The organism is Phenylobacterium sp. LjRoot219 (assembly GCF_964252995.1).
Classification (GTDB): domain Bacteria; phylum Pseudomonadota; class Alphaproteobacteria; order Caulobacterales; family Caulobacteraceae; genus Phenylobacterium.
In genome coordinates this window covers 731,049-751,134 of sequence record NZ_CAXUQI020000002.1, presented here as the reverse complement: position 1 = coordinate 751,134, position 20,086 = coordinate 731,049, and the positions used below count along the sequence as shown (strand labels likewise).

Annotated in this window: 16 protein-coding genes; 9 read left to right on the top strand and 7 right to left on the bottom strand. The window is 67.6% G+C overall.

The window, feature by feature from the left end; genetic code table 11:
• The first annotated feature begins 8 nt into the window (after positions 1-8).
• Positions 9-1,259 (top strand): NAD(P)/FAD-dependent oxidoreductase, encoded by a 1,251-nt coding sequence (locus ACSQ14_RS21550; protein ID WP_436016337.1) that lies wholly within the window; start codon positions 9-11, stop codon positions 1,257-1,259.
• Between the two features lie 125 nt (positions 1,260-1,384).
• Complete coding sequence (locus ACSQ14_RS21545; protein WP_436016335.1) at positions 1,385-1,999, top strand: TetR/AcrR family transcriptional regulator; 615 nt, start codon at positions 1,385-1,387, stop codon at positions 1,997-1,999.
• 22 nt (positions 2,000-2,021) lie between these two features.
• On the opposite strand, the gene ACSQ14_RS21540 is transcribed toward ACSQ14_RS21545, so the two are convergent.
• Positions 2,022-3,497 (bottom strand): CoA transferase, encoded by a 1,476-nt coding sequence (locus ACSQ14_RS21540; RefSeq protein WP_436016333.1) that lies wholly within the window; start codon positions 3,495-3,497, stop codon positions 2,022-2,024.
• Between the two features lie 41 nt (positions 3,498-3,538).
• Positions 3,539-4,714 (bottom strand): ThuA domain-containing protein, encoded by a 1,176-nt coding sequence (locus ACSQ14_RS21535; protein ID WP_436016331.1) that lies wholly within the window; start codon positions 4,712-4,714, stop codon positions 3,539-3,541.
• A 228-nt stretch (positions 4,715-4,942) separates the two neighbouring features.
• Here ACSQ14_RS21535 and ACSQ14_RS21530 point away from each other — a divergent pair, with 228 nt between their 5' ends.
• Complete coding sequence (locus ACSQ14_RS21530) at positions 4,943-5,566, top strand: TetR/AcrR family transcriptional regulator (protein WP_436016329.1); 624 nt, start codon at positions 4,943-4,945, stop codon at positions 5,564-5,566.
• Between the two features lie 19 nt (positions 5,567-5,585).
• Here ACSQ14_RS21530 and ACSQ14_RS21525 read toward each other — a convergent pair whose 3' ends face one another.
• A complete protein-coding gene (locus tag ACSQ14_RS21525; protein ID WP_436016327.1) occupies positions 5,586-6,071 on the bottom strand; it encodes a VOC family protein in 486 nt (161 codons plus the stop codon).
• A 359-nt stretch (positions 6,072-6,430) separates the two neighbouring features.
• Here ACSQ14_RS21525 and ACSQ14_RS21520 point away from each other — a divergent pair, with 359 nt between their 5' ends.
• Positions 6,431-8,896 carry a TonB-dependent receptor gene (locus ACSQ14_RS21520; protein ID WP_436016325.1) on the top strand — a complete coding sequence of 822 codons (2,466 nt, stop codon included), beginning with the start codon at positions 6,431-6,433 and terminating at the stop codon, positions 8,894-8,896.
• A 79-nt stretch (positions 8,897-8,975) separates the two neighbouring features.
• Positions 8,976-10,031, top strand: a complete 1,056-nt coding sequence (locus ACSQ14_RS21515; RefSeq protein ID WP_436016323.1) for a hypothetical protein — start codon at positions 8,976-8,978, stop codon at positions 10,029-10,031.
• Between the two features lie 49 nt (positions 10,032-10,080).
• On the opposite strand, the gene ACSQ14_RS21510 is transcribed toward ACSQ14_RS21515, so the two are convergent.
• The 3 genes from ACSQ14_RS21510 to ACSQ14_RS21500 form a co-directional block, all read right to left on the bottom strand.
• Positions 10,081-10,698 (bottom strand): TetR/AcrR family transcriptional regulator, encoded by a 618-nt coding sequence (locus tag ACSQ14_RS21510; protein WP_436016321.1) that lies wholly within the window; start codon positions 10,696-10,698, stop codon positions 10,081-10,083.
• Between the two features lie 175 nt (positions 10,699-10,873).
• On the bottom strand, positions 10,874-13,267 hold the full coding sequence (locus tag ACSQ14_RS21505) for a TonB-dependent receptor (RefSeq protein ID WP_436016319.1): 2,394 nt from the start codon (positions 13,265-13,267) through the stop codon (positions 10,874-10,876).
• Positions 13,268-13,497: 230 nt separating this feature from the next.
• The gene (locus ACSQ14_RS21500; RefSeq protein WP_436016317.1) at positions 13,498-14,355 is read right to left on the bottom strand and encodes a TauD/TfdA dioxygenase family protein; all 858 of its coding nucleotides are present in this window, start codon (positions 14,353-14,355) and stop codon (positions 13,498-13,500) included.
• A gap of 204 nt (positions 14,356-14,559) precedes the next feature.
• On the opposite strand from ACSQ14_RS21500, the gene ACSQ14_RS21495 reads away from it, so the two are divergent.
• From ACSQ14_RS21495 to ACSQ14_RS21480, 4 genes are all read left to right on the top strand, one after another.
• Complete coding sequence (locus tag ACSQ14_RS21495) at positions 14,560-15,147, top strand: TetR/AcrR family transcriptional regulator (RefSeq protein ID WP_436016315.1); 588 nt, start codon at positions 14,560-14,562, stop codon at positions 15,145-15,147.
• A 221-nt stretch (positions 15,148-15,368) separates the two neighbouring features.
• A complete protein-coding gene (locus ACSQ14_RS21490) occupies positions 15,369-16,790 on the top strand; it encodes a hypothetical protein (RefSeq protein ID WP_436016313.1) in 1,422 nt (473 codons plus the stop codon).
• 11 nt (positions 16,791-16,801) lie between these two features.
• Entirely contained in the window at positions 16,802-18,271 is a 1,470-nt protein-coding gene (locus ACSQ14_RS21485) for an acyl-CoA reductase (RefSeq protein WP_436016311.1), read from the top strand.
• 92 nt (positions 18,272-18,363) lie between these two features.
• Positions 18,364-19,107, top strand: a complete 744-nt coding sequence (locus ACSQ14_RS21480; protein WP_436016309.1) for an SDR family oxidoreductase — start codon at positions 18,364-18,366, stop codon at positions 19,105-19,107.
• A gap of 39 nt (positions 19,108-19,146) precedes the next feature.
• On the opposite strand, the gene ACSQ14_RS21475 is transcribed toward ACSQ14_RS21480, so the two are convergent.
• Positions 19,147-20,085 carry an SDR family oxidoreductase gene (locus ACSQ14_RS21475; protein ID WP_436016307.1) on the bottom strand — a complete coding sequence of 313 codons (939 nt, stop codon included), beginning with the start codon at positions 20,083-20,085 and terminating at the stop codon, positions 19,147-19,149.
• Position 20,086 lies beyond the last annotated feature (1 nt).

Genomic DNA, 20,086 nt, shown 5'->3' with positions numbered 1-20,086 from the left:
ACGCCTCGATGAAGACCTACGATGTTCTGATCGTCGGCGGCGGGCACGGCGGTGCAGCCGCCGCCCTGGCGCTGCGCCAGAAGGGTTTCGAGGGCTCGGTGGCGATCGTCACCGACGAGCTGAGCCCGCCCTACGAGCGGCCGCCGCTGTCGAAGGAGTATCTCGCCCAGGAGAAGACCTTCGACCGGATCCTCATCCGACCGGAGAGCTATTGGGCGGATCGCAAGGTGGAGCTTGTGCTCGGCGAGCCGGTGGTCGAGGTCAACGCCGCGCATCGCCAGGTCCAACTGTGGTCGACACAGAGGTTCGGCTACGGCTCGTTGATCTGGGCCGCTGGCGGCGCGCCGCGACGCCTCGCCTGCTCCGGCCATGATCTGCCCGGCGTTCACAGCGTCCGGACCCGCGAAGACGTCGACGCGATGATGGCTGAACTCCCGGGGGTGGAATCGGTCGTCGTGATCGGCGGCGGCTACATCGGCCTGGAGGCGGCCGCGGTGCTGCGCAAGTTCGGCAAGAAGGTCGTTGTGCTCGAAGCGCTCGACCGCGTCCTCGCCCGCGTCGCCGGCGAACCCCTGTCGCGCTTCTACGAGGCCGAGCATCGCGCCCATGGGGTCGACGTGAGACTCGGGACTACGGTCGACTACATCGTCGAGCGGGACGGTCGCGCGGCCGGCGTTCGGCTCGCCGACGGCGAAGTGCTGCCGGCGGAGATGGTCGTGGTCGGGATCGGCATCACCCCATCCGTAGCGCCGCTGATCGAGGCCGGCGCGGCGGGCGGCAATGGCGTCGCCGTCGACGGACAATGCCGGACCAGTCTGCCGCACGTCTACGCGATCGGCGACTGCGCGCTGCATCGCAACACCTTTGCGGCGGACGCAGAGATCCGCCTGGAGTCGGTGCAGAACGCGGCGGATCAGGCCGCCGTCGCCGTGCAGGCGATCCTTGGCGGGACGGACGTCTATCGGGCTGTCCCATGGTTCTGGTCGAACCAATACGACCTCAGGCTCCAGACCGTCGGCTTCTCGCTGGGGTACGACGAGGTCGTGGTGCGCGGCGACCCGCAGAACCGCGCGTTCACGGTGGTCTATCTGCGGCAAGGCCGGGTCATCGCCCTGGACTGCGTCAACAGCACGAAAGACTACGTGCAGGGCAAGGCGCTGGTGGTCGGGGGACTGCGGGTTCCGGCGAACCAGCTCGCCGATGCGAGCCGTCCGCTGAAGGAGCTTGCGGCTGAATGCGCCAGTCCAGCGACGGGCTGAGCGGCCAGGAACACACCCGTGGAGGCGGTGCTTGATCCTCGGGCAGGGCCGTCGTACCGCGATAGGGACGGAATTTGGGAGATGGCATGGTTTCGGATCGTCGCAGAGGCGGGGAAAGTTCGGCGATGCGCGCCGAACTCATCGATGCGGCGGAGCAGCTCATCCGCGAGGAGGGATATCCCTCGGTCACCGCACGCACCCTCGCCGACAAGGTCGGGTTGAAGCGCCAGATCGTCCACTACTACTTCAAGTCGATGGACGAGGTGTTCATCGCGGTCGTCCTGCGCGCGGCTGAGCGGATGCGGGAGAGCGTCGCGGAGGCGGCGGCCTCGGACGAGCCGTTGCGCGCGCTTCAGCAGCTGAATCGCGATCCCTACGGCGCGATCCTGTCGATGGAGCTGCACGCGCTGGCGAACCGTCGCCCCGCGGTGCGCGAGCAAGTCGCCAAGGCCGCGGAGGAATTCCGCGACCTGCAGACGCAGATCCTGACCAAGATTCTGGAACGCCAGGGCGTCGAGCCGGCCATGCGCCCGGTCGTCGCCATCGTCCTGCTGTCGAGCCTGGCGCAGGTGCTAGCCTTGGAATCCGCGATCGACATCCGTCGCGGCCATGCCGAGACGCTCGAATATGTCGACGAGTGCCTCCGCGCCTTCGCTCAGGGGCAACCGACGCCGCTCGAAGCGGCTCCGCCGCAGAGAAAACGCCGAAAAGCGACGGCCACCGCGGCGCCCCAATCATAGGGCCCGGCGATCCAGGCGAGATCTAGCGCCACTCCAGGCGCGAGGCGCCGCGCGGCACAAGAACCGGATCGTATGCGCCCGGCGTGCGCGACATCACGACCTGGTCCGTCACCCCCTGATAGTCGCCGAGCGGCGTCACGGCCGTGAAGACCTCCGGATCCAGGTAGCGATGGGCTTCTGAGGCGTCGGCGGCGCCGTGCGCCCATGCCTTGTCGAAGATCCCGAGCGAGAGGATCCACAGCGCCACGCGGGTCAGCGAGACGTGCACGTGGTAGGAGCCGCCCTCCTGCGCGCGACGTCGCAGGGCCGAGACCACGCCCGCCTGCGCCAACCAGGACGTGAGATAGTCGTTCACCACGACGATCGGCGGCAGTTGCGGCTGCTCCGCAGAGCCCTCCAGCGCCATGACGCCGGTCACGGCGCCGGCCGACTGATCGAACCCGGGGCGCTCGGCCCAGGGCCCGCGCGTGCCGTGCAGGGAGACGGAGACGTAGATGATCCCCGGCCGCTCGGCCGCGGCCTCTTCCGGCGTCATGCCGATCTGCCGCAAGAAGGCCGGGCGCCTATTCTGGAAGAAGATGTCGCTGTCGCGCAGCAGGCCCATCAGCAGCGGTCGGTCAGTGCGCGGGTCAAGCCAGGCCGAGCGCAAGCCGACGTTCGCCGTCGCGTAGATCGTCTCCTGCTCCGCCTCCCCCGGCCGCCAGAGGTTGAGCACGTCGGCGCCATGCAGCGCGAGCGAGCGCCCCAGGCCTGCGCCGGCGATCACATGGCCCATGCCGAGCGCTCGAATGCCGGAGAATGGCAGCGGGCCGAGCGGCGGCAGCGGCTTGGGCTCGGACTCGCCGATCTTTGTCACCTCGATCAGCGGCGTCTCGGCGAGCACCTCCCTGTACTGCGGCTCCTGCAGAAACTCCGGCAGGGTGCGCACCATCGGCATCACGACGCCGGCGTCCGCAGCCGCCTCTTCGAGCTCCCGCCCGTTCCATTTGCCGATCGCCTCGGTCACCGCCCGCCAGGTCAGCGGGACGCCGAGCAGGTCCTGCGCCCGCATCCGCAGGTTCGGATACATCGCCTGGGGCAGCACCCACCGCCCGTCCGCAGTCTGGTAGAAGAAGGCGCTCATGGCGTTGCCGACCTCGAGCGAGAACCTGACCGGATAGCGGCCAAGGCGCTCCCACTTGCCGTCGTAGAACGGGCTCAGGCGATGCGGCGCACGCCGCAAATCGAGGCTGATGTCCTGCCCCGGCCCGCCCCGCCAGCGGTGCATGGCCGCGGCGGCCACGGATTTCGCCAGCAGCCCGATGGTGGCCGCCGCGCCGATCCGCAGCGGGCTCTTCAACACCGGATCGGCGCCGATGTGGGAGACCGCGCCGCCCGCGTCGGCCGTGGACAGGCCCACGCCCGCCAGCACCTCCTCCAGCGCCGCGGGAAGGTCGAAGTCAGCCGACGTCGCCGGTGCGGCGTAGGCCTTGATCAGGCGCTCGGTCAGGTCAGGCATTCCAAGGCTCCAATCCAGCGAGGGGGACGTCGTGGGCGCCGCTATCGCGCCGCCGCCGCGCGAACCGGGGCTTGGGCGCTCACCTCCCGCCCCTTGGCGCACCGCGTGTCGCCCTGCCGCGCGGCCCAGGCGATCCCCTGCTCCAGAAGCTCGACGCTGTTCGGCTCGACGTAGGATTCCGGGCGATGGCCGATGGCGGTGTAGAAGGACCGGCCCTCGCCGAGGCAGCGGGTCCAGGCGAGCGGATGGTCACCCATGGCCAGCCGCGGGCCGGGGGCGTAGGTGCTCTCGTCGAGACGCACCAGGATGCGCGCACCTGGGGCCGGCGGCCCGGCGAAGGAGTACCACTCTTCGGTCATCGTCCAGCTGTCGGGCAGCTTAGCCGCTATGCCGGACTTCGGATCGGCGACCACGACCTTGGCGGCGCGAAACTGCGGATTGAGCGTATGGCCGATGAAGGTCGCGCCAATCAGCACGTCGCGATACCACGGCCAGACGTAGGTGAAGTCGCCCGCCGAGCCGTGGATCCCGGCGAAGCCGCCGCCATCCGCCAGATAGGCCTGGAAGGCCTTTTGCTGCGGAAGCGTCAGGGCGTCGCCGCTGACGTTGTTCCACACCACCGCGTCGTAGGTCCTCAGTTGCGCGGCATTGAAAGCTGCGCCGTTGTCGGTGAAGGCGATCGACCAGCCGCGGCGCGCGGCCATGTCGGTGAGCGCCTTGTGCGCCGCGTTGACGGAAGGCTCGTCCCGGTAGCCGTTGATCTTCTCGAACACGAGGATGGCCGGACGCCGCTCCGGCTTCGGCAGCGTCGGCGGAGCCTGATCATAGCGGGCGCAGCGCCGCTGCGCCGCCTCGGCGGTAATGGGGATTTGCCCCAGCGCGGCGTCGAGGGCCTGCAGCTTGGCCGCCGATGCGGCGGCGTCGGCCCCGGCGAACGCCGAGCTCATCATCCATCGCGGACTCATCACCGCGGCCAGGGTCGGCGGCTGGGCGCTGCGCAGCATCGACGGCAGGCCTTTCAGCATTCCCTGCTGTTCGAGCACGGCCGCCGCACGGGGGTCGAGCAGCAGGTCGAGTAGAACGGTGTCGCTCGAGTAGGGCGCGAAGGCCGCCGGACAGTCGGGCTGCGCCGCAGCAGCCGGCGCTGCGGTCAGGCATGCCAGCGCGAACAGGCCGACGGCGGCGGCCGCCTTGAAACCCCTGGCTGCGATCGACATCAACTTCCCACCCGGCTTAAAGCTACGTTGAGTTGCTTTGCTCGGCGCGATCCTTTCCGATGTCAAGCCATGAGCTCGGTCGCAGGGTCGTTGTCGCTGCGGCCCTGGCCGACTATGCCTGGATGATCGTGAGCCGCTGTGGCCTCACCTGCTGGACGAAAGGCGGAGAATTTGCCGGCCACCCGCACGGCGCGCCCAACTTCATCCGACGCGGCATCCCACGCTGGCGTGGCGTTCACGCCCAAGCGCGGCCGCCCGACCGCCGACCAGGCGGCGGCGATCGCCAATACGATTCTCACCGCCGCGACCGACATCTTCCTGTCCGAGGACTACGAGGGCGCCTCGATGGAGGCGATCGCCGCGCGCGCCGGGGTGCCGAAGAGCACGCTCTACAAGCGCTTCCCCGATAAGCGGACACTGCTGCGCGCGGTGTTGAAGGAACGCGTCGCGTCCTGGGCGCCCCCGGAACAAGACGCCCTGCTGAGCGACGACCTCGAACAGCGGCTGAGGCAGCACGCCGCCTGGATGCTGGCGCAGGCGACGTCGGTGGAGGTTCGCGCCTTCCTCGGCCTGGTCGCCAGCGCCTGGAAGGATCCAGAGGAGGCGCCCAGCCGACAGGAGGTCATCGGCTACACCGAAATGGTCGAACGCCTCGCAAACGAGATCCGTGAGTACGGTCCCAAGCGGGGCATCCATGCGAAGGACCCGATGCGGGTGGCCTCGGCGCTGATGGCGATGCTCGCCGGCTGGGCCGGGATGAGCGGCCCCGGTCCCGAATTGGCGGGCGACGAGGCTGTGACCTTCGCCCACACCGCGGTCGACCTGCTGTTGAATGGCAGCGCTGCGTGGTGATCGGACGCGCCGAGGCGCGTCACCCGCCCTGAATCAGCTCCAGCTCGTTGCCGTCAGGATCCACCGCCACGGCGACCGAGAGCTTGAAGTCCTTCTGCTCGGTGATCGGCGATTGTAGGCGATAGCCGGCCGCCTCGAGCTTGGCCTGAGTGGCGCGCAGGTCCGGCACCAGGACGATGATGCGACCCAACCGTCGGCCTTCGGCCGCCGCAGGCCTGGTCTTCGGCTGGATCAGCAGCAGGCTGGTCGACGAACCCGGAAACATCAGCACGATCTCGCTGAGCGTCGGGTGTTCGATGCGGCCGCCGACCTTCACGCCGAGCCCCTTGGTGTAGAAATCCACCGCGCGATCCAGGTCGCTGACGTGAAACGCCGCCGACATGATCGTCGCGCCTTTCGCCACCGGCATGTTGATGGCGGGCGCCCCCGCCGGTTGCGCCTGAGCCGTCCCGGCCGCCATCCCCGCGGCGATCGCCGCGACGGCCAGATGTCTCCACAAGATCAAGGCTTCCTCCTGGCTCCCCGTCGCTGCGACGGCGGCGTTTCCGGCTGAAAAAAGATGCGTCGGGCGGACGGAGGACCGCCCGACGCGAGGGGAGCTCATGAGCCGCGCGGGCTGAGGCGCGGGTCCGGCGCGACCAAACGAACAGCGCTCACGACGGCGTTCGACGGACAGAGTTGCAGGCTAGGCCTCTGCTGTCATCATAAAAATACGACGCGTTGCGTTAGGCGGCCGCTCGCCTCAAACCGCCCGCGGCGAGGCCAAAAGCCAAATAAACCTACGATGCGTCGCATTCCTCTTGGCGTCCTACGGTGAAGCCTGTAAATCCTCATACAAAATGACATAAGAACTGGGAGGATTTAATGAAATCAGGTATTTACGCCATCCTTGCGGGAGCGAGCGTCCTGGCGATGGCTTCCGCCGCGGCGGCCCAGCCCACGGCGGCGGACGTCGCTGCAGCGCCGGCGAGCGAAAATATGCTGGGCGAAGTCGTCGTAACCGCGCGGCGGCGGTCCGAGAGTCTGCAGGAGGTGCCGCAGGTCGTGACCGCGGTGACCGGCGACACTCTGCAGAAACTCAACATCCAGCGCTTCGACGACGTCCAGGCGGTCGTCCCCGGCCTCACGCTCGCGAGCAACGCCACCGGCTATCAGTCCGGCGCCTCGTTGCGCGGCGTCACCTTCGACGTGGTCTCCGGGGCCGACCCGACCGTCGCCATGTACCTCAACGATGCGCCGGTCGAGACCAACTTCCTGTTCCAGTCGATGTTCGACGTCGGCCAGATCGAGGTGCTGCGCGGCCCGCAAGGAACCACCCGCGGCGTCGCCGCCCCGTCCGGCGCGATCACCTTGACCACGCGCAAGCCGAACCTGTCGGAGATCGGCGGCTACGGCAGCGTCACCGTCACGGACCAGCACGGCCGCAACGTGCAGGGCGCGATCAATGTGCCGATCATCCGCGACACCCTGGCGGCTCGCATCGCCGGCCTCCTGGACCAGGACGACTTCGACGGCGTGGGCAGCATCCACAGCCGTATCGCCCCGCGGCAAGTGACCAGCGCCGTGCGCAGCAGCCTCAGCTACGAGCCGAACGACGCCATCAACGCCAACATCGTCTGGCAGCACCTCGACAAGAAGCTCGACAGCTACAACCAGGTCACCGGCCCCGGCAGCGCGCGCAATCCGCCGATTTCACCCAGCGACCGCGTCGGCGTGCAGAATGTGGCGAACAACCTGCGTCAGCACCTCGACGTAGTGACCGCGCAGATGGACTCGCGGATCTTCGGGCAGCACCTCAGCTATGTGGGCTCCTACACGAAGTTCAAGCTGAGCACCCGGTCGGCGCAGGATCTCGGCGACGTCGTTCCCGGCGTCGAGATCTTCCAGCGCAACAACACCGACAGCGAACGCACCTCGCACGAGATCCGGCTCGCCTCCGATCCGGCGCCCGGCCGCTTCCTCGACTACACCGTCGGCGCCTACTACTTCTGGAGCGACACCACCGGTCACGTGACCCAGCCGGGGACCTTCCTGCCCGGCGCGTTCGGGCCGCCCGGGACGTTCGACCCGGCGCGCTTCGACGCGCGCTATCAGGTCCCCACCATCATCGACATTCCCGGCACGATCCAGGAGACCTCCTTCTTCGGCAGCCTGACGGCGCATCTGGGCGAAAACACCGAACTGAGCGGCGGCCTGCGCCACATCACGTCGATCACCAGCAACAGCACCGTCCTGACGACCGGAACCGGCACGATCGCCACGCGTCTGCCCGTGCCGATCCCCTGCGCCGTCGCCGGTCTCGCCGCCAGCCCCTATCCGGGCTTCTGCGACGCAAGCATTCCGGGCAGCCTGATCCAGAACTTGCGGCGGAGGGAAACCAAGCGGCCGACGATCTACAACATCTCGCTGTCGCACCGCTTCAACAACGACTTCCTGGTCTACGCCAACCACGGCACCTCCTGGCGGCGCGGGCCCACCCAGGTCGGCATCTTCAACGCCGAGAACGACCCAGCGCTAGGCTCGGTGATCTTCCTGCAGCCGGAGACCTCGCGGGCCTATGAGATCGGCTTCAAGTCCACCCTGCTCGACGGCCGCGCGCGGCTCAACGCGGCGCTGTTCCGGCAGACGTTCAAGAACCTGATCTTCCGCACCGCGCCAGTGCCGTACCTGAGCACCAACGGCAGCTCGGCGAGTGTCGCGACCACCAACATCACCGCCAACGCCGACGCCGTCGTCGAGGGCTTCGACATCGACGCGGCCTTCCAGGTCACGCCGGAATGGAGCATCTCCGCGGCGCTGAGCTACGCCGATGGCCGCGTGGACAACGACCAGATCCCCTGCCGCGACGCGAACTTCGACGGGGTGCCGGACGCTGGCGCGCCGACGGTGGCGAACTTCCGCGCCGCCGGCACGGCGCTGGCCTTCTGTCAGTCGAGCGGATCGGTGTCGCAGAACCCGCTGTGGAACGCGACGATCGAGACCGAGTACGTGCGGCCGGTCGGCGCCAACATCGACGGCTTTGTCCGCGGCCTATTCACCTACTACCCGGAGAACAACCGCCAGACGCCGGCATTCGCGATCGACTCGTACGGTCTCCTGAACCTGTACGCGGGCGTGCGCAGCCAGGACGGCGGCTGGGAGATGTCCCTCTTCGCGAGGAACGCCTTCAACAAGAACGAGGTCCTCGACCAGGGGGTCGACCCGCTACGGACCGGGGCCGTCGAGGCCTTCTTCGGGGCCCAGACCGGCCCGTCCGGCTACACCACCAGCCGCGCCACCGCCCAGCGGGAGATCGGCGTCAACGTCCGCTACGCGTTCGGCTCGCGCTAGCCGATCCAGAGTCCGGCGTCGCGCGGCGGCTCGCCGCCCGACGCCGGCGCGCGCCACGTCCACAATCAGGAAATCGACGATGCCTCATCAGTCCGTTCGGCGGCGCCTGCTTGCCATCGCCTTCGCCTGCAGCGCTCTCGGGGCCGCCCTGCCGGTCCCCGCATGGACGCAGTCGATTCCCCGGGAGTCGAAGGCGGAGGAGGCGATCCGCCTCTCCGCGTTCGGCGGCCGCGCCGCGTTTTCGCCGGACGGCGGTCGCATCGCCTTCGTCGGCAAGAGCTATGGCGACGCCTACGAGATCGAGATCGCCACCGGGCAGGTCCGCAACCTGACCCGCCACCTGCCGCATCAGGGCGTCATGCGGATTCAGTACCTGCCGAATGGCGACTATCTCGTCACGGCGCCCAGGCGACATGCCGGCCCGAACACCCGCGCCCATCTGGAACTGTGGGTGCTCGACAAGAAGCTCGAGAAGGGACTGCAGCCGCTTGGCGAACAGGCGTTCGAAGGCGTCGCAGTGTCGCGCAACAAGAACCTGATCGCCTGGACGGTGATCGAACCCGAGCTGAAGCCGCAGGAGGGTTGGCAGCTTGCGTTTGTCCGCCCGACGAAGCGCTACATCGCCGAGGTCAGTTACGAGAACGGCGTCCCGAAGCTCACCAACAAGCGGGAGATCATGCCGGCTCTGCCGAAGGAGTGCGGCTTCATCGAGCCGCAGGACTTCCGCGAGGCTGACAATGAGCTCGTCTATTCGTGCCTGGGCGCGGCGAACGGCGGATTGCTGATTTCAGTGATGGGATACCGAATCGCGACCGGCGAATTCATCACCTACCTGCGGAAGCCGGGCGAATACAACGAAGTCGAGGGCGTCGCCCCGGACGGGAGCTGGGCGACCGTCGAATGTGGCCAGCAGAGCGGCCCCGGCCTGCCGCCGCTCGACATCTGCCGGCTCGAGCTGAAGCCGAACGGCGCGGTGAGCCGCCTGATCGTCGGGACCACGCCCGGCTCGACCAGCGACGTGAGCAATCCCGTCGTCAGCCCCGACGGCAAGTGGATCGCCTTCCAGAAGTCCGACGCGGTCTCGGGCGAAATCGGCGAAGGCTACGGCCTCTACCTGCTGAAGATCGCCGGGTGACGGCGACGACCTTCGGCGATCCGGCCCGGTAAGCCGAGCCGCCCCCAGGTCACCCGGCTTCGGCCGGGGTCCCTTCGGCCGAGGCGTCCTCCGGCTCGAACTGGCGCAAGCCCCAGGCGACGATGGTCTCGACGTCGCGGTGGCCGCCCGACAGGCCGAGCGCCTGTTCGAAGCCGAAGATCCCGCCCATCAGGAACACGGAGACGGCGACGCCCATCGGCGTGAAGGTCGTCGGATCTGGGCTGGCGTCCTCGAGCTTGCCCTGCAGCCGGTCGGCGACCAACTGGCGGATCCGCTCGCCGAACGCGATCGTCTCGGCGCGGATGACCGCGTTGTGGTTCGACATCGCCATGTATTCGAGCGACAGCGACGCGTCGAACGGATCGGACGACGCCTCCCAAAGGGCGTGCAGCGGGCGCGCCGAGCGCAGCGCCTCTTCGGTCCGGGCGAGCACGTTTTCGGTCCGCCGCCGGTAGGTCGCCAGCAGCAGGTCATCCATGGTCGCGAAATAGTAGAAGACGATCTGGTACTTCAGGCCGGCGCGGGCGGCGACGCTGCGGGCGCTGAGCGCGGCGTAGCCCTGCTCGCGCATGACCGCCTCGACCGCGTCCATCAGGAGCGATCCGGTGGCGGCGTTCTCCGGCCCCATCCGACGCTTTGTCGCCATGTCCGAGCGGTTCCCGATCAACTGTGACTGTCGCTAACTCATAATGGATCGGGCCGCCGCCACCACCCGTTGGGCGCGGCCCCAGACAATCCGCAGCTTTGGGACATCCAGTGGAGCAGATGGCTTTGTGGGCGGGCCGGCGCGCGTCGCCCACGCGCCGGCCTGCCCAACTGACTCAGCGACGCGCCAACGGCCTGTAGGTCAGGCGCGCCCAAACCTCGCGGCCGCGATCCATGTAGCAGGCCATCTCGCCCGCGTGGCCGGTCGGAAACACCAGGCCGCCCGCGAAGTTGGCGATGGAGCAGTTACCCGACGTAAGCCGGTCGGTGAGGTTCTTGCCGATGATCGCCACCTCCCAAGCGTCCTCTGGGCCGCGCAGGGCGAGACTGAGATCCGTCTTGATGAAAGACTGCTGGAACTGATCGTCGTTCGGTCGCCCCGCCGCCAAGGTGGTCAAGTAACGGCTGGAGAACTGGTTGCTGTTGCTGAACACCAGCGTCATCCCGTCGCTGAGTTCGCGCTCATAGTCGAACCCGAAGGTGGCCTGCCAGCGCGGCGCCCGGATCATCGGGAACCCCGAGAGGTTCTGCACGCCGCCGGTGCAGCCGGTGGCCGGCGTCTGTCCGGACCAGCACGGGATGTTGTTCAAGGTGCCGTAGTTCGCCTCATTCCAGTTGATCGCCGCATTCAGCGACAACTCCGGGACGGCCTCAGGGCGGTAGGCGGCGTCCATATCCACGCCGCGGGTCCGCGCGGAGCCGGCGTTGACCGTGCGGATGACGATCTGCCCGGTGGAGGACAAGGGCTCGACGGCGCCCACCTGCAAGCCGCGATAGCGATAGTTGTAGGCCGCGATGTTGAACAGCAACTGTCGGTCGAACAGCCGGCTCTTCAGCCCGATCTCGCCGCCTTCGACCCGCTCGTCTCCGAAGGAGTTGTCGATGGTCGCGACAGGCACCGTCGCAATACTGAACGAGCCCGACTTGTAGCCCCGCTTGTAGGCCGCAAACAGCGTCACATCGTCGGTCGGGCGCCAGGTGGCGGTGAACTCCGGCGCCGTGTTGCTCGACTTGATCCGGGGATTCGGGACGGCGACGGGCGTGGGCGTACCCGACAGGTAGTTGAGGACGCTCTCGCTCCGCTCCTCATCCGTCCACCGCAGCCCGCCCGCGAGCTCGAGCCCGGGCAAGACCTCCCACCTCAGCTGGCCAAAGGCCGAGTAGGTTTCGATGTCGACCGCGGTCTCGCCGTTCTGGCTGAGCAGCGCGATGAAGACCGGCGTGAAGTAGCTCCGGTTGGGAATCCCGGTCACATGGTCGCTGATCCGGCCATCCTGATAGAAGCCGCCGAGGGTGAAGTTCACCGGCGAGGCGAAGTCGCTGTTGAGCCGAAGCTCCTGCGTGAAGTCGCGGCGCTTGAAGCGGTTTTGAAATCCGAGCGTCGGACCTGCGGAACTGGTCTGGCTCGTATTGACCATGCTCTTCGAGCCGAGCTGGTACATCCCCGTGGTCGAGGTCAGTGTCAGCTCCGGCCGGATCTGATAGTTGAGTTCCAGGGTTCCGTAGGTCTGCTCGCTCTCCAGGAACGGCCGTCCTTTGTTGATCAGCCCCGGGAAAGCCGCCGGGTCCAGATCGACAATGCGCATGGTGCGGTCGATCCGACAGTCCTCGCCGCCCAGGAACGGGATCCCGACCGGCGAAGCCGTGCCGCCCGGGCAGTTGGACAGCTGCAGCCCCTCGGCGTTGTTCGTCCGGTCGTTGACGTAGTTGACCTTCAGACGCGCGTCGAAGGTGTCTGTCGGATTCCACAAGGCCGTGGTCCGGATCATGTAGTTTCGCGCGCGCGGGGCGTCGTCGTAGGCCGGGTTCCGGGCGCCTGTGCCGGGCGCCGCGACCGCCCGGTTGTGGAAATATCCGCTACTTTCCGAGTACATCCCGGACACCCGCAGCTTGAGAGTATCGGTCACCGGTCCGGAGGCGATGAGCTCGGCCCGGCTCGTGTCGGCCTCGAACTCGTAGGCGCCGCGCGCGATGACTTCGATCTCGCTCGTCGGATCGGCCGTTCTGAGCGCAATCACCCCGCCCGGACTGCTCTTGCCGTAAAACAGCGCCTGCGGTCCCTTCAGGACCTCGACCTGTTGCAGGTCGAACATGCCGCTCTGGAACGCGAGACCCTGGCCAAGCGCCAGGCCGTCGATGTTCAGCGAGACGGACTGATCGATCCCTGGATCGAGCGACGCAGTGCCGACGCCGCGGATCGAGACCAGCGTGCCGATCGACAGCAACCCCTGCCCCAGGTTCAACCCCGGCACCAGCTTCGGCAGGTCCGTCAGATTGGTCGCCTGCAGCCGCTCAAGCCGCTCCTGCGGAACCGCCGTTTCGATCACCGGCACCTCGAGCAGCGACTCCTGCCGCTTGCGCGCCGTGACGATGATTTCGCTCACCCGCGGGTCCTTCGCCTCGGCCCGGGCCGCGGGCGGCGCGGCGGTCTGGGCCAAAGCCGAAGCGCTCCAGGCCAGAAGACAGGCGCAGCTGGTCGTCAGGTGGAGCATGGCCTTGCTGAACTTCATCGGCGTTTCCTCGTGCTTTTCTTTGATTGGCGGCGGCGATCATTCGTCAGCGCGCGACGGGTCGCGCGCAGCCGCGGGGCTGAGCCCTGCGGCGCACGGATCGAAGCCTTTGCGATACGCAATCTCGGCGCGGCGAGCGGCCGCGCGACTATTCCGGCGCGGACCAGGGCGAACGGATCACATCCACCTGCACCGCACCGCCACTCAGCCTGCCGAAGCCGGCTTCACCTTCAGTCGGCGGGCGTCATCAAACTCGCATTGCCGTACGCCGCCCGGATGCCGAGGTCGGCGGCGTACTGCTGGGCGTAGCTGAGCTCCGTAATGCTCACCCGTTGCAGCGTGCGCTTGTCGGCCGAGATCCGTCCCCGAGCATGCTGGACCGCCAGGTTGTCCCAGAGCACCAGATCGCCCGGATGCCAGGCGTGCTCGTAGACCTCGTCCCGGACATAGAGCGCGGCATAGAGCTCCTCGAGCAGGGCGTCGCTTTCCTCGGAGGCGAGGCCGATGATCAGCGCCGTCATGTTCTGATTGACGAACAGGTACGGGCGGCCGGTCCCCTCCTGCTCGCGGACGACCGGGTGGACGGTGCACAGGTCGCCCGGCTGGAGGTCGGTGAGCCGGTTGGTGCGGTCGGAAAACCGCTGCTTGACCTGCAGCGCATTCAAGCCGGCGATGCGCTCGCGCAGACGCGGCGACAGGCGTTCATAGGCCTTCATCCCGCTGGCGAACTGGGTCGAGCTGGCGCCCGGCGCCACCTCGATCGCGTGCAGGGCGGCGGCGAGATAGGGCTTCGGCAGATAGGGCACGTCGTTGTGCCACTGCAGCTCCATGACGCCGAGATGGCCGTCCGTCCGGGCGTTGGAGACGTAATAGTTCTCGTAGGGGCTATCGAGCACCGGCCCAAAGACACGGCACAGCTCGCACTGCTGCTCCATGCTGAGCTGCAGGTCGCGGAACACAAGCAAGCCGTCGCGAGCATAGAGCCGGCGCAACTGGTCCTGGTCCGCCGAACTCAGCGGCGCTGAAAGATCGATCCTTACCTCAACCCCAAACGGCGCCAACGGGGCGTGGCTGAAGCGAGCGCTCATCCGGCTTCCTCCCGATTCGGCGTATCCTTGCTCGGCCGCCATTCTTGATGCTTACCACCTTATATAGCACAGGTTTGCCGGTCAACATTGCGACCGCAATCGGGCCGCCGCCTCGACCCGGACAGGCGACGCGCTGTATTCCGGACGTCGCGGTGCGCGACGTCACCGTAGTGGGGAAGCAGGTAGATGGGCGTGAAGCGAAGAATGGGGCCGCAGAACTCGGCCAGCCGCGACACGATGTTCGATGCGGTGGAGCATATTCTGCGCACGGAAGGCTACGCCGCGCTGAGCGCGCGACGCGTGGCCGAAGAGGCCGGCTTCAATCACCAGACCGTCTACTACTACTTCGAGACCATGGAGGAGCTGATCCTCGGCGCCTTCCGCCGCCGGGTGGAAAGCAGCCTGAAGCGCCTGGAAGCGGCGCTCGCCTCCGATGAGCCGCTGCATGCGATCTGGCGGCTCTACAGCGACAGCTCCAACGGCCGACTGAACATCGAATTCAACGCCCTGGCCATGCAGAACGAGGCGCTTCGGGCCGAGGTCGTGGCCTTCTTCGAGACCTCGCGGTCCATGCAGGAGGCGGCGCTCGCGCCGCTGCTGCAGGGCCGCAACCTGCCCGACGCCGTCGCCCCAGTCGTCCCCGCCATGCTGATCTTGTTCGTCAGCAACTTCCTCGACCGCGAGGCGGCGCTGGGCGTCACCAAGGGCCACAACGACATGCAAGCCTTCGTCGACTGGTGCCTTCGCTCCTTTGAACTGGCGCCACAGCCCTCGGCCGCCGATCGCGCCTGACGGCCGACGGCCAGGGCGCCGCGACGAGGCTGTCGGCCCCATCCTCCTTGGACTTTGTGCGGCAGCGCTTGCCGCCGGTTTGCGTCGGTTGCTATAAAGGGTGGTAAGCAAGCCGCCGGCGGGCCCCACCTGGAGCCATGACGAGCGCGGCAGGACGCGCCGCAGCGAGGGTCTTTGCCCTGGCCGACGGCGTCGCCCCGATCATGGAGGAGACGCAAGATATGTCCTTGGCTCTCGACGCTTCGACTTCGGGCACGATCTCGGACCTGCTGCCCGCCGACCGCCCTGGGAACTGGCTCGACAAGGGCTACGAGCCGCTGCTGGCGCTCAGCTGGCCCGACTATGCGGACGTCCAGCTCCGGATCCTCAAGCGCCGCTTCGAGGAGATGAAGGGATCGGTCGCCGCGCTCGAGCGCCTGGCCAAGCGCCAGGGCGTCGAAAGCGTCGACTCGGTGGAGGACGCGCTGCCGCTGCTCTTCGACCATCGGGTCTACAAGAGCTATCCACTAAGCCTGATCGAGACCCGGGACTTCCCGAAGCTCAACGCCTGGCTCAACCGCCTGACGACCCATGATCTGTCGAAGGTCGACCTCACAGGTCTGACGATGATCGACGACTGGCTGACGCGGCTGGATGACGCCGGCATGCTGATCGGCACCTCGTCCGGCACGACCGGCAAGCTGAGCTTCGTTCCGCGCTCCAAGGTCGAGTTGCCGGCCTGGACGCGCTCGTACAACGAGGCGAGCCGGGCCACGACCGGCGTCGACCCCTTCACCGACCACGTGGACACCTTCTTCCCCGGCTATCGGGGCGGCCACCACATGATGCTGAAGATGTTGAGTCTCTTCAACATTCCGGCGGCCGGCGGTCCCGAGCACTACCACACCCTCTACCAGACCCACATCTCGTCCGACCTGATGTCGCTGGCGGCGCGCATGCAGGCGGCCGAGGACCGTGGCGAGCTCGACAAGCTCGGCCTCGAGCCCGCGCTGCTGCAGGCGCGCGAGGAGATGATCGCCCAGGCGAAGCGCCGCGACCAGGACATCGAAGCCTGGTTCTTCAAGCTGTTCGAGGAGTTCCGCGGCCAGCGCGTGAAGCTCGGCGGCAGCTTCGGCGACCTGGTGAAGACCGCGCGCAGCGGCATCGAGAAGGGGTTGAAGCCGGAGTTCGCGCCGGGCTCCTTCATCATGACCGGCGGGGGCATGAAGGGGCTGAAGGACGCGCCCGAGGACTGGGAAGGCTACGTCAAGGACTACTTCGGCATCGACAAGGTCGGCATGTTCTACGGCATGTCCGAAGTCATGGGCATGTCGCCGCGTTGCTCGCACGGCCACTTCCACATCATGCCGCACACCATCCCGATCCTGTTGGATCCGGACGCGAAGATGCTGCCGCGCGAAGGGGTGCAGACCGGCCGCTACGCCTTCTTCGACCTGATGGCCGAGACCTATTGGGGCGGCTTCATCTCCGGCGACCAGGTCACCATCCACTGGGACGAGGACTGTCCCTGCGGCTGGAAAGGCCCCCGCGTCGGCCCGGTGATCACCCGCTTCGCCGAGATGGACGGCGGCGACGACAAGATCACCTGCGCCGGGACGGCCCAGGCCTACAACGAGTTCATGGACTTCGTTTCGCAAGGGTGAGGGTGAGCGCCATGTACGACATCCCGATCATCTCGCGCGGCCGGATCATCGCGCCCGGCGACGACGCGGTCGAGTTCAAGGGCCGCGGCGGCGCCAGCTTCCGCGCGCCGGATCCGCACAAGCACATCCACGACCTGGTGCTCGGCAACCCGGTGCTGCTCAGCGACCTGAACGATACCCCGGTGCGCGAGATCGTCGACTTCCTGGCGGAGGCCGGCAAGCGGCTGCGCCTGGAGGACAATCCATATCTGCAGGAGTCCTTCGCGCTGGCCCTGAAGGCGGGCGGGCTGGACGAGCCGATCCTGCGCGGCGTGTACGACGGCCTTCCCGCCATGTTCGATCCGCGCGAGCTGACCGAGATGGCGGACCGAACCATCGGCATCGACTACCTCGACGGATGGGTGCCGGCCCGTACGCCCCACTCCAACGTCCGCGTCCGCGCGATCGGCACGCGGCAGCTGCACATCACCGCCGGGAACGTGCCGGTGGTGGCCGCGCTCACCATCGTGCGGGCGGCGCTGACCAAGTCCGACTGCCTGATCAAGTCGCCGTCGAACGATCCACTGACGGCCAACGCCATCGCCCGGACGCTGATCGACCTCGATCCGAACCACCCGGTGACCAAGCATATCGCCGTCGCCTACTGGAAGGGCGGCGACGAGTTCATGGACTCGCAGATCGTCCGCACCTCGCGGATCGACAAGATCACCGCCTGGGGCGGGATGAGCTCGGTCAAGCACATCCAGAAATTCCTGACGCCGGGCATCGACCTGACCGCGCTCAATCCGAAGTACTCCATGTCGGTCATCGGCAAGGAGGCGTTGGCGAGCGACACCGCCATGGACGAGGCCGCGCTCGGCGTCGCGGTGATCTCCGGCTTCTACAATCAGACCGCCTGCGCCAACACCCGCATCGTCTACGTGGAGAGCGAGACGGACGACGAGTCGCTGGAGCGCGTCGTCGAATTCGGCCGCAAGATCGCCGCCGCCTACAAGACGCTGCCGCCGGTGATGTCGACGCCGGCCCCGGCGCCGAACAGCGACCTCGAGGCGGAACTCGAAGCGGCCGCGCTCGAGGAGGACTTCTACCACGTCGAGGGCGACACCGTGGACGGCGGCGTGGTGATCTCACGCTTCCCCGACCGGGTGGACTTCTACGACCGGCTGAACAACCGGGTCGTCAACATCGTGCCGGTCGCCAACCTGCTCGACATCGTCAAGTGGTGCGACGACACCACCCAGACAGTCGGCGTCTATCCCGAGTCCCTGCGCGACCGGCTGCTAGATCCGTTCGCGCTGGCCGGGGTTCAGCGCCTGGTGGCGCTGCAGGGCGGCGACGCGCTGCAGCTCTTCCACGAGATGCACACCTTGCCGCCGGGCATGCCGCACGACGGCATCGAGCCGTTGCGGCGCAACGTCCGCTGGGTGATCGATCACCGCGCCCCCGCCACCGCCGCCGCGGTCGGCATGGCCGCCGAGTAGTCGCAGCCGAACCACGATCCGACGCGTCGTCCCAAGGGGCGCACGCACACAAAAGCGCGGCCGCGCTCAGCCGCGAAAGCATGGAGATGCAGGTGCAGGTAAAACCGCTTGAAGGGAAGGTCGCGCTCGTCACGGGCGCTGGGCGCGGCATCGGTCGGGAGATCGCCCTGCGCTTGGCGCGCGACGGGGCCACGGTCGTCGCCCACTACTCCAACAGCAAGGCGGGCGCCGACCAGACGGTGCGCGAGATCGAGACCGCTGGCGGGCGCGCCGTCGCCTATCAGGCCGATATCGCGAAGCGCGCGGACGTCGCGGCCATGTTCGAACAGATCGACCGCCATCCGGGCCGCATCGACATCGTCGTGAACAACTCCGGCGTGCAGGCCGGCGGCGGGCTCGGCGATCTCCGCGACGAGGACATCGACTACGTGTTTGGCGTCAACGTGCTGGGTCCGCTCTACATCGCCAGCGAGGCGGCCAAGCGCCTGCCCGACGGCGGACGGATCATCAACTTCGGCTCGACCCTCGGGAAGTATCCGGTGCCGGGCTCGGGCCTCTATTCGGCGGCGAAATGCGCGGTCCAGAGCTTCACCGAAAGCTGGGCCCGGGAACTTGGCGCGCGCAACATCACGGTCAACACGGTGATCCCCGGCGCCACCAGCCCCGGGATGATGGACGCCTCGCCGGAATACCGCGGCTACTTCGAGAACGCCTCGCCTTTCAAGCGCATCGGCCGGGCCGACGAGATCGCCTCGGTGGTCGCCTTCCTCGCCTCGCCGGAAGCCAGCTGGGTTTCGGGGACGCACATCATGGCCAACGGCGCCGCGAACACCTGACTGGGGCCGTCAGGGAGTCGATTGCGGATGTCGCGCCCCCTAACCTGCCGCAAGACGCGTCGACCCGCAGGAGAGTTTCACAAGCTCCTCGGAGATCTCCCAAAGGCGCGACGCAGTCTCCGGATCGTTCGCCGCGTCCGCGAACTCTTGGCGGCCAGGCGGCCCCTTCATGGACATGAATCCCGTCGGGCCATAGAGGGCCCCGCCGGTCGCAGCCAGAGACGTCGCGGCGTAGAGCGTCGGCAGGGCCCCGGCTGACGCTGACTGTCCGATCAGCGGTACGATCACGTAGCGGCTCAGCAGGTTGCCCAGGCTCTTCGCGCCCTGCCCGTTCTGGAAGAGGTCCGTGCCTGCATATCCCGGATGGGCGGCCAGGCTCACCAGGCCCCACCCCGCGGCGTCACTGCGCCTCTGCAACTCTACGGCGAATAGCGCCTGCGCCAGTTTGGACTGGCAGTAGGCGACGCCCGGACGATAGCGGCGCTGGCTCTGCAGATCGTCGAAATCGATCGAGGCGTAGCGGTGAGCGAGGCTCGTGACGCTGACGACCCTGGGCGCAGAGCTTTTCCGCATCAGGGGCAGAAGCCTTCCCGTCAGCGCGAAGTGCCCCAGGTAGTTCACCGCGAACTGCTGTTCGAAGCCGTCAATGGTCGCCTGCCAAATCGGCGGCGACATGATGCCGGCGTTGTTGATCAACAGGTCAATCGCCTCGCCCCGCCGATCGAGCCGCTCGGCGAGCGCCGAGATCGACTGCAGGCTGGCGAGATCCAACTGCTCGAAGGTGATCTTCGCGCCTGGAATCGCGTTGGCGATCTGTGCGATCGCCGACGCTCCCTTGGTGGCGTTACGCCCGGCCAGGATCACCCGGGCGCCCGCCCTGGCGAGGACCAGGGCGGCCTCGTAACCGAGGCCGCCCGTGCCCGTGATCACAGCGGTGCGGTCGCGCTGTGACGGTATGTCCATGGCTGTCCAGTTCATG